Source organism: Amycolatopsis sp. BJA-103, from assembly GCF_002849735.1.
In the GTDB taxonomy this organism is placed as follows: Bacteria; Actinomycetota; Actinomycetes; order Mycobacteriales; family Pseudonocardiaceae; genus Amycolatopsis.
The window spans coordinates 125803-140836 of record NZ_CP017780.1 but is presented as its reverse complement, the minus strand read 5'-3'; the positions used below and the strand labels follow the sequence as shown (position 1 = coordinate 140836).

Below are 15034 nucleotides of genomic sequence, written 5' to 3'. Positions count from 1 at the left end.
GTCCGTTTTGTAGCCGGGTGGGTCTCCAAGTGGGGGTAACGCGGCGGAGGGTGCCCACGCAGGATGACCGCCACCGATCGTGACTCGCGTCACACGGACGGAGGAGGCGGCTTGCTGAGTGTCCGTGATCTTCAGGTGCGGTACGGCCGATCGGTGGCCGCACTGCACGGGGTCGACCTCGATGTTTCACCCGATGGAGTACTGGCCGTCCTGGGCAGCAACGGCGCCGGGAAATCGACCCTGCTGCGGACCGTCTCCGGCACCCTGCGCATGCACCGCGGCTCGATTTCCGCCGGCGAGGTCCGCTACGACGGCAAGTCGCTGACCAGGCTCGATCCGGCTCGCATCGTCGGGCTGGGCGTCGTCGGTGTTCCCGAAGGCCGTCAGGTCTTCGCGCGGATGACCGTCGAGGAGAACCTCCGCGCGGGCGGGATCGGCGCCCGCTCCCCCGGGCAGCGCGCCGCCGCGAGGAAACGCGTCGACGAACTCTTCCCGGTCCTGTCCGAGCGGGCCAAACAACGCGCGGGCCTGCTTTCCGGCGGTGAGCAGCAAATGCTCGCGATCGGCCGCGCGCTGATGTCCGGCCCGCGACTGCTGCTGCTCGACGAACCGTCGCTCGGCCTCGCGCCGAAGATCGTCGAACAGATCGGCGCCATCATCCGCGAGATCCACGATCAGGGCACCGCCGTGGTGCTGGTCGAGCAGAACGCGGTGATGGCGTTGCGCGTGGCCGACCACGCGATCGTCCTCGAAGTGGGCCGGGTCGCGCTGGCCGGGACGACGGCCGAACTCACCGCGAGCGAGGACGTCCAGCGGCTCTACCTCGGCGGCCACGCCGAATCGCAGGCCACCGCCGAAGCCGAGGCCGCGGACGCCCGCGAGCACCTCGCGGGCCGGAGCCTTTCGAGGTGGGCCGGATGACGCCGCCCGAGTTGCACGTCACGAACGTGACCCTGCGCTTCGGCGGGATCCGGGCGCTGGACGACGTCTCCTTCACCGTCGCCTCCGGTTCGCTGCACGCGCTCATCGGCCCGAACGGTGCCGGGAAGTCCAGTTGCTTCAACGTGATCAGCGGCCTTTACCGGGCGAACGCGGGCAGCGTCCGGCTCGGTGACACCGTCCTTTCCGGACTCGCGCCGCATCGGCTGGCCGGGCTCGGTGTCGGCCGGTCGTTCCAGAACGCCGCCCTCTCCCCCGGCTCGACCGTGCTCGACAACGTCATGCTCGGACGGCACGCGCTGACCAAGGGCGGATTCCTCGCCTGCGGTCTCCGGCTGCCATGGACGACCCGGGCCGAACGGCGGCATTCCGCGCGGGCCAAGGAGATCTGCGACTTCCTCGGGATCGGCGCGCTCGTCGATCTCCCGGTCGGGGCGCTGCCGTACGGGGCGGTGAAGCGCGTCGACCTCGCCCGCGCGCTCGCCGTCGAACCGGTCCTGTTGCTGCTCGACGAACCCGCGGCCGGGATGAACGCGACCGAGACCGCCGAGCTGGCCGGGACGATCCGTGACGTCCGCGACGCGCTCGGCATCTCGATCCTGCTCGTGGAGCACGACATGGGGCTGGTGATGGGCATCGCGGACCGGGTCACCGTCCTGGACTTCGGCAAGCGCATCGCCGACGGGACGCCGTCCGAGGTCCAGTCGGATCCGGACGTGATCAGGGCATATCTCGGCACGGAGGCCACCGCGTGAACACCTTCCTGCAACTCGTGGTGAACGGACTCGGCAAGGGCGCGGTGTTCGCGTTGCTGGCGCTGGGTTTCGTGATCATCTTCAAGGCGACCGAAGTGGTCAACTTCGCGCACGGCTCACTCGTGCTCTTCGGCGGCTACCTGGTCGTGGTGACCCGCGAATCGCTCGGCTGGGCGGGCGCTTCCCTGGTCGGCATCGTCTCCGCCGGGCTGCTCGCCCTCCTGCTGGAACGGTTGCTGCTGTCCCGCTCGCGGCACGCGGACGCGAACAGCCTGGCGCTGCTGACCATCGGCGTCGACGTGATCATCACCGAGGAGATCGTGCGACGGCTCGGCGTCACCCTGCCGTTCCTCGGCGACGCCTGGGACGCGCAGCCGTTCCAGATCGGCGGGATCACGCTGTTCCGCACGCATCTGGTCGCGCTGCTCGTCGCGGCCGTGCTGATCACCGCGTTCACCCTCGCGTTCAAGTACTCGAACTGGGGTGTCGCGATGCGGGCGCAGGCCGAGAACCGCGAGGCCGCCGCGCTGATGGGGATCCGCAGTTCCCGGGTGACGGCGACCGCGTGGGTGGTGGCCGGCGTGCTCGCCGGGGTCGCGGTGCTGTTCATCGCCACCCAGGACTTCTCGGGCGCGGGCCTGTCCCGCGGCACGCACTCCATCGCGCTCGCGGCGTTCCCCGCGGCCATCCTCGGCGGGCTGGATTCGACCGCGGGCGCGGTGGTGGGCGGGCTGGTCGTCGGCCTCGTCGAGGCTCTTTCGGCGCAGTACGTGTCGTTCGACTTCTCCAAGAGCGCGGTCTTCCTGGTGATGCTCGTGGTCCTGGTGGTGCGGCCGTCGGGGTTGTTCGGGACGAGGGAGAGCACACGTGTCTGACACCGCTGTGAAATCCCCCGCCCCGGCCCCGCCGGCACCGCCCGCGAAACGTGATCGGACACGGCTGATCAAGGCCCTGCTGTGGATCGCGCTGCTCGTCGTCCTCCTGGCGATCCCGCTGTATCTCGACGCCGCCTGGCTGAAGGCCGGGCAGTACATGATGATCGGCGGGGTCGGCGCGATCGGGCTGACCCTGCTGGTCGGGCAGGCCGGGCAACTGTCGCTGGCGCACGCGTTCTTCCTGCTCGCGGGCGCGACCGGGTACACCGTCCTTTCCGGACCGGCCGAGGACGAGCGTGTGTTCGGGCTCGGCCTCGACCCCGGCCTGTCGCTGGTCGGCGCGGTGGCCATCGCCGCGTTACTGGGACTGGCCTTCGCCCCCGTTTCCGGACGGCTGCGCGGGATCTACCTCGGCGTCGCGTCGCTGTCGCTGGTGTTCCTGGGGCTCTACTTGGGACAGTCGGCCGAGACGCTGACCGGCGGGACATCGACCGGGCGCACGCCCCAGCCGTTCTCCCTGTTCGGCTTCCCGTTCACCAACGACGGCCCCGAAATCGCGCTGATGGGCGTGCCGATCCGGCAGGCGGAACGGACCTGGTACCTGTTCCTGTTGCTGACGGTGCTCGCGTACGTGATCGCCCGGGCGGCGGTCTCCAGCCGGATCGGCCGGTCGTGGCGCGCGGTGCGGGACAACGAAGCCGCCGCGTCCGTGATGGGCGTCAACGTCACGAGGGCCAAGGCGGGCGCGTTCGCGGTCTCTTCGGCGTACGCGGGACTCGCGGGCGCGATGACCGTGCTGTGGTTCGACATCCTCAAACCCGACGAAAGCGAATTCGGCACGTACGGCATCAACATCTCCATCGCCTTCCTGGCCATGGTGATCATCGGGGGACTCGGCTCGGTGCCCGGCGCGCTGGTGGGCGCGCTGATCGTCAACGGGCTGCCGCAGGTGCTTTCGCTGTACTCCGCCGATCTCGGCTGGTTCTCCGGAACCGGGGACGGCGCACTGACCCCGATCCTGGTCAGCTCGTTCGTCTACGGCGCCGCGATCATCCTCGTGGTGCTTTTCGAACCGGGCGGGCTCGCCGCGATCGGCCGCCGCATCACCCCCTCGAAGAAACGTCATCTCCCGGAGGAGCAAGGAAAATGAAACGCATGTATCCGGCCGTCGCGCTGGCGGCGGTCCTCGTCCTCTCGGCGTGCAGTACGAAAGCGGGCGACTCGGGGTCCTCGGGGGCGGACGGTTCGGGCGTCAAGGCGGGCAAGGGAGTGACGGCCTCGGAGATCACCCTCGGCGTGATGACCGACAAGACCGGGGTCTTCAAGAACCTCGGACTCGGCATCACGCAAGGGAACGAGCTGTGGGCCAAGGACTTCAACGCCGCGGGCGGGGCGTGCGGGCGCCAGGTCAAACTGGAGACCGTCGACCACGGCTACAAGGCGGACACGGCGAAAACCCTGTACCCGCAGATCGAGCCGAAGGTGCTCGGGTTCGTGCAGTTGCTCGGCTCACCGGTGGTGGCCGCGCTGAAACAGAACATCGCCTCGGACAAGACCGTCGCCGCACCCGCGTCGTGGTCTTCGGAGCTGCTCGACAACCCGTACGTGATGATCGTCGGGACGACCTACGACCTGGAGATCATCGACGGCCTTTCCTATTTCCAGGAACAAGGCCTGGTGAAGGACGGCGACACGATCGGGCACGTCTACATCGACGGCGAGTACGGCAAGAACGGCCTGCGCGGCTCGCAGTTCTACGCCAAGAAGCACAATCTGACCGTCAAGGAAGTCAAGATCACCTCGACCGACAACGACCTGACCAACATCGTCACCGGGCTCAAGGGTGACGGCGTCAAGGCGATCGTCCTGACCACCACGCCAGCCCAGACCGGTTCCGCGCTCGCGGCGAACAAGGCGCTCGGGTTGAACGTGCCCGTGCTCGGCAACAACCCGGTGTTCGATCCCGTGCTGTTGAAGAGCCCGGCGGCGAACGCGCTGGACAAACTGACGATCGTCGCCAGCAGTGTCCCGTTCTCCGCCGACCTCCCCAAGGCCAAGGACGTCGCGGCGAAGTACAAGGCGGCGTACAAGGAGACCCCGAACGGCGGGATCCCCTACGGCTACGCGGTCGGCGAAGTGTGGGGCGCGGTGCTCAAGAAGGCCTGCGAGAACAAGGACCTCACCCGGGACGGCATCGCCGCGGCGCTGAAGCAGACGACGTCGGCGAGCACGGAGGACCTGGTGGCGGCGCTGGACTTCTCGAAGGCGGGCACCCCGGCGACACGCCAGGTGTACGCGGCGACACCGGACGCGTCGGCCGAGGGCGGGGTCCGCTACGTCAAGCCGCTGTTCGAGGCTCCCGAGGCGAAGGAGTACGTGGCTCCGCACCAGAAGTGAGTCTCGCTTCGGCCAGTGCGTTCGCTTCGGCCAGCGGTGTCGTGCCGTTGGCCGAAGCGGCGTCGAGAATCCTTCGCGTGGTCTCCTCCAGGGTCTCGACGCGGGTGAGCGCCTCGTCGTGCGTGAGCTTCTCCTTCTCCCGGCCGAGCGTGTAGACGACTCCCCCGGCACTCGCGACGAAATCCGGGATCCACAGGACACCCCTGGCGGCGAGGTCGTCCGCCACCGCGTCGTCGGTGAGCTGGTTGTTGGCCGGGCCGACGACGAGCGGCGCGCGGACCTCGGCGGCGGGGCCGAACACCCCGCCGACGGCTGCGGGGATCAGGACGTCGGCCTCGATGCCGAGTACCCGGTCCGGCGCGACGCGGCGCAGCCCCAGTCCCGCGGCGGCCAGTAGCCGCTGTTCGTCCACATCGGACACGGTGACCTCGGCGCCCTCCTCGACCAGGGCGTCCGCCAGATGCGCGCCGACCGAGCCGTAGCCGCTGATGACCACTTCGCGCCCTCGCATCGAGGTCTCGCCGAAGACGGTCTTCGCCCCTGCCCTCAGTGCGGCGAGCACCCCGACCGCGGTCGGCCCACTGGACGAGCCGGTGCCGCCGTGCTCTTCGGGCACGCAGAACGCGTGCGGGGTCCGCTCGCGCAGCACGAGCATGTCGTCCGGGCCGGTGCCGACGTCCGGACCGGCGAGATACGCCCCATCGAGTGACGCGATGAGGTCGGCGTGGTCGAGCAGGATGTCGCGCCGCTGCTCCGGCGAAGGCACCCGTTCGAGTGCGACGACGCTCTTGCCTCCGCCGAAGTCCAGGCCCGCGACGGCGCATTTGCGGGTCATCGCCGCGGACAGCCTCAGGACGTCGTCGATCGCGTCGCCCAGCTCCGGATAGACCTTGAACCGGCAGCCTCCGACGGCCGGGCCGAGCACTCGCGAATGCACGGCGACCATCGTGGTCACCCCGGACCGGCGCCCCCGCCGGACGACCAGCTCTTGTACGGACATCCTGCTTCCTCCTGCGCATTTAGTCGACTGGTTGCGCCGAAGTTAGGCTGTTCGTCAGGCGAATAGGGGCTTTGCCGAATGATATTCGGTATGCCGGAGAAAGGGGCAGGTGTGGACGAACTTGATTCGGCGATCATCCGGGAACTCCAGGCGGATGCGCGGCAGTCGAACCGCGACATCGCCCGCAAGGTCGGCGTCGCGCCGTCGACCTGCCTCGAACGTACGCGGCTGCTGCGGGAACGCGGTGTCATCCGCGGCTATCACGCGGACATCGACCTGCGGAGCCTCAACCGCGGCGTGCAGGCGATGGTGTCGGCGCAGGTGCGGCCGCTGAGCCGGGAGGTGATCGACTCCTTCCAGCGCTCGGTCGCGGAATTGCCGGAGGTCCTTTCGGTCTTCGTCACCGCGGGCAGTGATGATTTCCTGATCCACGTCGCCGCACAGGACGTCGAACAGCTCCACTCATTCCTGGTGGATCGCTTGTCGAAGCGCAAGGAGATCGTGGGTTTCCGGAGTTCGATCATTTTCCGGCATCTGCGCAAGACCGAGCTGGAATCGCTTCCGCTGCGAATACCAGGTGACAACCCCTAGGTCTTCACCCTGGAATACCCGACACACCACCCTTGAGTACGCCCGAAATCCAAGACTTCGCACCGGAGAAGACGGAAACTGTCGGGGTATGGGTTTGACTGTTCACAGCGGAACAGAAAGGAGGCACGCCATGGACGTTCGGACAGAGCTGAACCATCGTGAGCGGGCCACCCTGAGAGCGGTGGCCGAGGGCCACGCCGAGATCAGCTGCAGCTGCGAGCCGGACCTGTTCGTCGACGGTCTCGCCTGCTGCGACCAGCACACCGCGCACCGCCTCGCCCATCTCGGCCTGGTGGCACCCTCCCGGGGCGGCCGCTGGGGCGAACGCGTTCCCGCCCTGCTCACCGAGGCGGGAGCGGTGGCGCTGGGAGGTCTCGTCAGGCCCGAGGTGGCCGCGTAAACAGGTTGCCCAGGTGCCCCCGGGCCGCCACGCTGTGCCGATGCGTGTCTTCCTGGAGACCGAGCGGCTCCTGCTGCGGCAGTTCACCGGCGCCGACGCCGACGACCTGTTCGCGCTCTACGACGACCCCGAAGTCATGCGGTACCTCAATGGGGGCAAACCCGCCGACCGGGCGGAGATCGAAAACCTCGACCTTCCCGCCTTTCTCGGTTACTACGAGCGTTTCCCCGGTTACGGGTTCTGGGCGGCGATCGAGAAATCCGGCGGGGCTTTCCTGGGATGGTTCCATTTCCGCCCGCTGCGCGGTCATCACACCGACGACCCCGAACTGGGTTACCGGCTGAACCGATCTTCCTGGGGCAAGGGATATGCGACCGAAGGTTCGCTCGCGCTCCTGGAGAAGGGCTTCACCGAATTCGGGGCGCGGCGGATCTGGGCGGCGACCATGGCGGTGAACCTGGGCTCGCGGCGGGTGATGGAGAAGATCGGGATGCGGCACGTCCGGACCTATCACGAGACCTTCGACGACCCGATCCCCGGCACCGAGGAGGGCGAGGTCGAGTACGCCATCACGCTGGAGGAGTGGCGTGCCCGGTCGCGTTCAGAGGACTAAACGCGGCCGGTGGGGAGCCAGGTCTCCCCGGCGTCCTCGGTGAGGGCCTCACCACCGGTGAGGTCGGCGAGCCAGGCGTGGAAGGTGTCCCCCTCGTCCGGCGCGTGCCCGACGTCGAAGTGCGCGACGTCCTCGAACCGCGTGGCGTGCAGCAGGTACGGCGACGAGCGGATGTCGTTCTCCAGCCGTCCGGCCCGGTCGTAGTCGACTACGACCTCCACCAGCCGCAGCCGCCGGTACTCCTGCACACCGACGACGTCGACGGCCTCCGAGACGGCCTGCCCGTACGCGCGGATCAGGCCGCCGGCCCCGAGCAGCACCCCGCCGAAGTACCGGGTCACCACCGCGACGGTGTCGGTCAGCTCCCGGCGCCGGAGCACCTCCAGCATCGGGATGCCCGCCGTCCCCGCGGGCTCGCCGTCGTCGCTCGAGCGCTCGATTCGAGGCACTCTTTCCCGCCGAGAATCCATCGAGCCGGCGCGGCCGTCGGCGCCCAGCACGAACGCGTGACAGTGGTGCCGGGCCGCCGGATCCGCCTTCTTCCTGGCCGCGATCACCGCGCGGGCCTCCTCTTCCGAGGTGACCGGGGCGAGCGCGCAGAGGAAGCGTGAACGCCGGATTTCGATCTCGTGGACCCCGGTACCCGCCACGGTGAGATAACGATCCGCCATCGGCCAAGCCTCTCAAACCGGGCGGGCCGCTCTGCCGTTCGGGCGATTCGACGGTCACCCCAGGTCACCGCGAGACCGGCGAAACCCACTCCAATGCGCGATCCAGATCACACCATAGAGTGACGTGAGCGATCGTTTACGCAGGTCAGAGCACTGGTGCTCCACTCAGTGGACATGTCATTCCAGCCAGTGGGCAGATGATGTTTGAAGTCAACGCCAGCGTGGCATTTCCCACCCCGACCAAGCGACGTATGTCGATAACAGCGATTTCACACTATCGTCATAAGACCGGCGAACCCGGGAGTAACACGTGCGCCCCGCCTGCCATCCACCACAACGGTCTGGCGGCACCCGGCGCACGGCAGTACACAAGAGACACACAAGCGCATCGGCCGCCCAGTGCAGTGCGGCTCTACGAGGCCTGCCCCCGTTTCGCGGGCAGGATCGTTCCCTCTCGACTGACCATCGCGGTCCCGGACCACTTCGTTAACTGGTTCACCTGTGAACCACCCGAACGGAGTGCTGCCGGTCGCGCCGACGCCTTGGGAGGCGGCCAGCCGTGACCCACCATGCCAGCTACAAGGGCAGCAAGGCCCCCGAAGGCCTGTATGACCCGGAGTTCGAACACGACGCCTGCGGTGTCGCCTTCGTCGCAGACCTCTCCGGTAAACGCGATCACGGCATCGTCGCCAAAGCGCTGATCGCGCTGCGGAACCTCGAGCATCGAGGGGCCCGCGGCGCCGACCCGGAGACCGGTGACGGCGCCGGGATCCTGATCCAGGTCCCCGACGAGTTCTATCGCGCCGTCGTCGATTTCGAGCTGCCCGAGCCCGGCGCGTACGCCGTCGGGACGGCTTTCCTGCCCCAGGACGAAAAACCGCGTGGCCTGGCGATGACCACCATCGAGCGTGTCGCCGCCGAAGAAGGCCTGCGCGTGCTCGGCTGGCGGGACCTTCCCGTCCACACCGAACACGTCGGAACCGGCGCGGCCGAGACCATGCCGCATTTCAGCCAGCTGTTCCTGACCGGACGGCAGGAGCCCCTGTCCGGACTGGCGCTGGAACGCGCCGCGTTCGTGGTGCGCAAGCGCGCCGAGCACGAGCTCGTCGAGGACGATGTCTACTTCCCGAGCCTGTCCTCGCGGACGATCGTCTACAAAGGAATGCTCACCGAGCCGCAGGTCGAGAAGTTCTTCGCCGACCTCACCGACGAGCGCGTCACCAGCGCCATCGGCCTGGTGCACTCCCGCTTCTCCACCAACACCTTCCCGTCGTGGCCGCTGGCGCACCCGTACCGGTACGTCGCCCACAACGGCGAGATCAACACCCTGCGCGGCAACCGGAACTGGATGGACGCGCGTGAAGCGCTGCTCGAATCCAAGCTGATCCCGGGCGACCTCAAGCGGATCCACCCCGTCATCACGCGCGGCGCCAGCGACTCGGCGTCCTTCGACGAGGTGCTGGAGCTGCTCCACCTCGGCGGCCGGTCGCTGCCGCACGCGGTGCTGATGATGATCCCGGAGGCCTGGGAGAACCATCAGGAGATGGACCCCGCGCGCCGCGCGTTCTACGAGTTCCACTCGACGCTGATGGAGCCGTGGGACGGCCCCGCGCTGGTGTCCTTCACCGACGGCACCCAGATCGGCGCGGTCCTCGACCGCAACGGCCTGCGTCCCGCCCGGTACTGGGTCACCGAAGACGGTCTCGTCGTCCTCGCCAGCGAGGTCGGCGTGCTGGAGCTGGACCAGTCCACGATCGTCCGGAAAGGACGGTTGGAGCCGGGCCGCATGTTCCTCGTGGACACGGCCGCCGGCCGGATCGTCGAGGACGAGGAGATCAAGAACCAGCTCGCCACCGAGCACCCGTACGACGAATGGGTCGAGGACGGTCTACTGCCGCTCGAAGGGCTTCCCGAGCGTGAGCGCGAGATCCCGCCGCACGGCGCGCTCGTGCGCCGTCAGCAGGCTTTCGGCTACACCGAGGAAGAGCTCGACGTCCTGCTCGAACCGATGGCCCGCACCGGCGCGGAACCGATCGGCTCGATGGGCAACGACTCCCCCATCGCGTCGCTGTCCAGCCGCCCGCGGCTGCTCTTCGACTACTTCATCCAGCTCTTCGCCCAGGTGACCAACCCGCCGCTGGACGCGATCCGCGAGGAACTGGTCACCTCGCTCGGCACCCAGCTGGGCGCGGAGCCGAACCTCCTAGAGGCCGACGCGTCGTCGTGCCGCCGGATCGTGCTGCCGTTCCCGGTGCTGGACAACGACGAGTTCGCGAAGCTGGTGCACGTCAACGACGACGGCGACCTGCCGGAATTCCAGTCGGTCACCGTGCAGGGCACCTACGACGTCAACGGCGGCGGCGAGGCGCTCGTGCGGCGCCTCGACGAGATCCGCGCCGAGGTGTCCGCGGCCATCGCCGAGGGCGCCCGGCTGATCGTGCTCTCCGACCGCGGGATCGACGAAGACCACGCGGGGATCCCGTCGCTGCTGCTCACCGGCGCGGTGCACCACCACCTGGTGCGCGAGAAGACCCGCACGCAGGTCGGCCTCATCGTCGAGGCCGGCGACGCGCGCGAGGTGCACCACATCGCGCTGCTGATCGGCTACGGCGTCGCCGCGGTGAACCCGTACCTGGCGATGGCGACCGTCGAGGAGATGGCCGACCAGGGCCTGATCGCCGGCGCCACCGCCAAGCAGGCCACCGCGAACCTGATCAAGGCGCTGGGCAAGGGCGTCCGCAAGACGATGTCCAAAATGGGAGTGTCCACAGTGGCCTCCTACACCGGCGCGCAGATCTTCGAGGCGGTCGGGCTCGGCGACGAGGTCGTCCAGAACTGCTTCACCGGCACCACTTCCCGGCTCGGCGGGGTCGGCTTCGACACGCTCGCGCTGGAGGTCGCCGAACGGCACCGCCGGGCGTTCCCGCGCGACGGGTTCCGCGCGAACCACCGCGAGCTGGAGACCGGCGCGGACTACCAGTGGCGCCGCGAGGGCGAGCCGCACCTGTTCAACCCGCAGACGGTGTTCAAGCTGCAGCACTCCACCCGCGCCGGGAAGTACGAGGTCTTCAAGGAGTACACGAAGTCCGTCGACGACCAGGCGCAGAAGCTGTACACGCTGCGCGGGCTGTTCGACTTCAAGATCGGCCGGCGGCCCGCGGTGCCGATCGAAGAGGTCGAACCGGTCTCCGAGATCGTCAAGCGGTTCGCCACCGGTGCGATCTCGTACGGGTCGATCTCCGCGGAGATGCACGAAACCCTGGCCATCGCGATGAACCGGCTCGGCGGCAAGTCGAACACCGGTGAGGGCGGCGAAGATCCGGACCGGCTCTACGACCCCGAGCGCCGCAGCGCGGTCAAGCAGGTCGCGAGCGGCCGGTTCGGCGTCACCAGCGAGTACCTGGTCAACGCCGACGACATCCAGATCAAGATGGCGCAGGGCGCGAAGCCCGGGGAGGGCGGCCAGCTGCCCGGCGCGAAGGTGTACCCGTGGATCGCGAAGACGCGGCACTCCACGCCCGGCGTCGGGCTGATCTCGCCGCCGCCGCACCACGACATCTACTCGATCGAGGATCTCGCCCAGCTGATCCACGACCTCAAGAACGCCAACCCGGCCGCGCGCATCCACGTGAAGCTCGTGTCCGAGGTGGGCGTCGGCACGGTCGCGGCCGGTGTGTCCAAGGCGCACGCCGACGTCGTGCTGATCTCCGGGCACGACGGCGGCACGGGCGCATCCCCGCTGTCGTCCATCAAGCACGCGGGCGGACCGTGGGAACTCGGGCTCGCGGAGACCCAGCAGACGTTGCTGGTCAACCGGTTGCGCGACCGGATCGTGGTGCAGACCGACGGTCAGCTCAAGACCGGGCGCGACGTCGTCATCGCCGCGCTGCTCGGTGCCGAGGAGTTCGGTTTCGCGACCGCGCCGCTGGTGGTCTCGGGCTGCGTCATGATGCGCGTGTGCCACCTCGACACCTGCCCGGTCGGCGTCGCGACGCAGAACCCCAAGCTGCGTGAGAAGTTCAGCGGCAAGGCCGAGTACGTCGTGAACTTCTTCGAGTTCATCGCGCAGGAGGTCCGGGAGTACCTGGCGGAGCTGGGTTTCCGGTCCATCGCCGAGGCCGTCGGCCACGCCGAGATGCTCGACAAGCGCAAGGCGATCGACCACTGGAAGGCCGCCGGGCTGGACCTGACGCCGATCTTCCACGTGCCCGACATGGCTCCCGCCGGACGGCGGCACCAGCAGACGGTGCAGGACCACGGGCTGGAGAAGGCGCTCGACAACACGCTGATCCAGCTCGCCGAGGGCGCGCTGTCGTCCGGGGACAAGGTCCGGCTGGAACTGCCGGTCCGCAACGTGAACCGGACCGTCGGCACCATGCTCGGCCACGAGCTCACCAAGCGGTGGGGCGGCGAAGGCCTGCCGGACAACACGATCGACGTCACCTTCACCGGGACCGCGGGCCAGTCGTTCGGCGCGTTCGTGCCCAAGGGCATCACCCTGCGGCTCTACGGCGACGGCAACGACTACGTCGGCAAGGGCCTCTCCGGCGGACGGCTCATCGTGCGGCCGCCCGAGGTGGCGCGGTACGACGCCGAAGAGCACATCATCGCGGGCAACGTGATCGGCTACGGCGCGACCAGCGGCGAGATCTTCATCCGCGGCAAGGTCGGCGAGCGGTTCTGCGTGCGCAACTCGGGCGCGCTGGCCGTCGTCGAAGGCGTCGGCGACCACGGTTGCGAGTACATGACCGGTGGCAAGGTGGTCGTGCTCGGCGGGGTGGGCCGCAACTTCGCGGCCGGGATGTCGGGCGGCATCGCCTACGTGCTCGACCTGCCGGCGCACCGGACGAACCCGGAGATGGTCGACATCGACCCACTGGATTCGTCCGATGTGGACTTCCTGCGCGAGGCACTCGAAAAGCACTACAACGAAACGGAGTCCGCGGTCGCGCGTGCGCTGCTCGCCGACTGGGACGCCGCCGTCGACCGGTTCGGCAAGGTCATGCCGAAGGACTACAAGCGGGTGCTCGCGGCGCAGGCGAAGGCCGAGCGCGACGGGCGCGACGTGAACGAGGCGATCATGGAGGCCGCACATGGCTGACCCCAAGGGCTTTCTGACCACCACTCGCGAGACGCCGAAGAGCCGTCCCGTCGACCTGCGCCTGATGGACTGGCGCGAGGTGTACGAGGACTTCGCGACGACGAAACTGCAGAAGCAGGCCGGACGCTGCATGGACTGCGGCATCCCGTTCTGTCATCAGGGCTGCCCGCTCGGGAACCTCATCCCCGAGTGGAACACCCTGACCTGGCGCGACGACTGGCGCGAGGCGGCCGAGCGGCTGCACGCGACCAACAATTTCCCGGAGTTCACCGGAACCCTCTGCCCGGCGCCGTGCGAGACGGCGTGTGTGCTCGGGATCAACGACGATCCCGTCACCATCAAGCGGGTCGAGATCTCGATCATCGACCGGGCCTTCGAGGAAGGCTGGGTCACGCCGCAGGAGCCGGTGGCACGCACCGGCAAGAAGGTGGCCGTGGTCGGGTCCGGCCCGTCGGGACTCGCCGCGGCGCAGCAGCTCACGCGCGCGGGCCACAGTGTCGTGGTCTTCGAGCGGGCCGACAAGATCGGCGGGCTGCTGCGCTACGGCATCCCCGAATTCAAGATGGAGAAGCACCGGCTCGACCGCCGCCTCGACCAGATGCGGGCCGAAGGCACGGAGTTCCGGACCTCGGTGAACGTCGGCGTCGATCTCACCGTCGAGGAACTGAAGTCGTCGTACGACGCCGTGGTCCTCGCCGGTGGCGCGACGGCGTGGCGGGACCTGCCGATCGAGGGCCGCGAGCATCAGGGCATCTACCAGGCGATGGAGTTCCTGCCGCACGCCAACCGCGTCGCGGCGGGCGAGCTGGACGTCTCGCCGATCAGCGCCGAGGGCCTCGACGTCGTCGTCATCGGCGGCGGCGACACCGGCGCGGACTGCGTCGGGACCTCGCACCGCCAGGGCGCGAAGTCGGTGACGCAGCTGGAGATCATGCCGAAGCCGCCGCTTTCGCGCGCCGACGCGCACCCGTGGCCGACGTACCCGATGATCTACCGCGTCTCGTCCGCGCACGAAGAGGGCGGCGAGCGGCTGTACTCGGTCAACACCCAGGAGTTCGCCGCCGACGCCGACGGCCGGGTGCGCGCGCTGAAGCTGGTCGAGGTGCGCAACGAGGGCGGCAAGTTCGTCCCGGTCGAGGGCACCGAGAAGGAACTGCCCGCGCAGCTGGTGCTGCTCGCGATGGGCTTCGTCGGCCCTGAGAAGGAAGGCCTGCTGGAGGCGCTCGACGTCGAGCTGGACCAGCGCGGCAACGTCGCCCGTGACAAGGCGTTCAAGACCAGCGTCGACAACGTGTTCGTGGCGGGCGACATGGGCCGCGGCCAGTCGCTCATCGTGTGGGCGATCGCCGAAGGCCGCTCCGCCGCGGCCGGGGTCGACGCGTTCCTCACCGGACGGGACGTCCTGCCCGCTCCGATCGCCCCGACCGACCGGCCCCTCTCCTGACTCTCCCGCATTTAGTCCTCTCGATGCGGTGGTTGCGCGTGCAACTATCGCAAGTAGAGGACTAAATGCGGGGTGTAGTCGTGCCGTTGGTTCTTTTGGGTGATAAAACCGCCAAAAGAGGGTACTTGCGGGTGATGTCGGCGCGATTTCGGTATCGGTTATATCAAGGGTAAGACCCCGCACGGCGGTGGGGACCGGCAAGACCTGCCGGGGCCGCCGGACGGGTTTCCCGACGAGGGGATTCCTTG

Annotated in this window: 12 protein-coding genes; 10 read left to right on the top strand and 2 right to left on the bottom strand. The window is 68.6% G+C overall.

Annotated elements, in window-relative coordinates:
• Positions 1 to 111: 111 nt before the first annotated feature.
• Genes BKN51_RS00760 through BKN51_RS00740 form a run of 5 tightly spaced genes read left to right on the top strand, consistent with a single transcriptional unit; the run spans position 112 to position 4966 of the window.
• On the top strand, positions 112 to 921 hold the full coding sequence (locus BKN51_RS00760) for an ABC transporter ATP-binding protein (RefSeq protein WP_101612982.1): 810 nt from the start codon (positions 112 to 114) through the stop codon (positions 919 to 921).
• Positions 918 to 1694, top strand: a complete 777-nt coding sequence (locus BKN51_RS00755) for an ABC transporter ATP-binding protein (RefSeq protein WP_174720379.1) — start codon at positions 918 to 920, stop codon at positions 1692 to 1694. Before BKN51_RS00760 ends, BKN51_RS00755 begins: the two co-directional genes overlap by 4 nt.
• The gene (locus BKN51_RS00750) at positions 1691 to 2569 is read left to right on the top strand and encodes a branched-chain amino acid ABC transporter permease (RefSeq protein WP_101605764.1); all 879 of its coding nucleotides are present in this window, start codon (positions 1691 to 1693) and stop codon (positions 2567 to 2569) included. Before BKN51_RS00755 ends, BKN51_RS00750 begins: the two co-directional genes overlap by 4 nt.
• Positions 2562 to 3719 (top strand): branched-chain amino acid ABC transporter permease, encoded by a 1158-nt coding sequence (locus BKN51_RS00745; RefSeq protein WP_101605763.1) that lies wholly within the window; start codon positions 2562 to 2564, stop codon positions 3717 to 3719. The genes BKN51_RS00750 and BKN51_RS00745 overlap by 8 nt, the downstream gene beginning before the upstream one ends.
• Complete coding sequence (locus BKN51_RS00740; RefSeq protein WP_101605762.1) at positions 3716 to 4966, top strand: ABC transporter substrate-binding protein; 1251 nt, start codon at positions 3716 to 3718, stop codon at positions 4964 to 4966. The genes BKN51_RS00745 and BKN51_RS00740 overlap by 4 nt, the downstream gene beginning before the upstream one ends.
• Here BKN51_RS00740 and BKN51_RS00735 read toward each other — a convergent pair.
• A complete protein-coding gene (locus BKN51_RS00735; protein WP_101605761.1) occupies positions 4908 to 5966 on the bottom strand; it encodes a Glu/Leu/Phe/Val dehydrogenase dimerization domain-containing protein in 1059 nt (352 codons plus the stop codon). The genes BKN51_RS00740 and BKN51_RS00735 overlap by 59 nt on opposite strands.
• Positions 5967 to 6077: 111 nt before the next feature.
• Between BKN51_RS00735 and BKN51_RS00730 the strand changes: the two genes are divergently transcribed.
• The 3 genes from BKN51_RS00730 (at position 6078) to BKN51_RS00720 (ending at position 7570) form a co-directional block, all read left to right on the top strand.
• A complete protein-coding gene (locus BKN51_RS00730; RefSeq protein ID WP_076164758.1) occupies positions 6078 to 6557 on the top strand; it encodes an Lrp/AsnC family transcriptional regulator in 480 nt (159 codons plus the stop codon).
• Between the two features lie 130 nt (positions 6558 to 6687).
• Entirely contained in the window at positions 6688 to 6957 is a 270-nt protein-coding gene (locus BKN51_RS00725; protein ID WP_101605760.1) for a hypothetical protein, read from the top strand.
• Between the two features lie 40 nt (positions 6958 to 6997).
• Positions 6998 to 7570 (top strand): GNAT family N-acetyltransferase, encoded by a 573-nt coding sequence (locus tag BKN51_RS00720; RefSeq protein ID WP_101605759.1) that lies wholly within the window; start codon positions 6998 to 7000, stop codon positions 7568 to 7570.
• Here BKN51_RS00720 and BKN51_RS00715 read toward each other — a convergent pair.
• Positions 7567 to 8241, bottom strand: a complete 675-nt coding sequence (locus BKN51_RS00715; protein ID WP_101605758.1) for a YigZ family protein — start codon at positions 8239 to 8241, stop codon at positions 7567 to 7569. The two genes, BKN51_RS00720 and BKN51_RS00715, sit on opposite strands and share 4 nt — an antisense overlap.
• A 559-nt stretch (positions 8242 to 8800) precedes the next feature.
• Here BKN51_RS00715 and gltB point away from each other — a divergent pair.
• Positions 8801 to 13342, top strand: a complete 4542-nt coding sequence (gene gltB / locus BKN51_RS00710; protein WP_101605757.1) for a glutamate synthase large subunit — start codon at positions 8801 to 8803, stop codon at positions 13340 to 13342.
• Positions 13335 to 14786 carry a glutamate synthase subunit beta gene (locus tag BKN51_RS00705; protein ID WP_101605756.1) on the top strand — a complete coding sequence of 484 codons (1452 nt, stop codon included), beginning with the start codon at positions 13335 to 13337 and terminating at the stop codon, positions 14784 to 14786. The genes gltB and BKN51_RS00705 overlap by 8 nt, the downstream gene beginning before the upstream one ends.
• Positions 14787 to 15034: the final 248 nt, after the last annotated feature.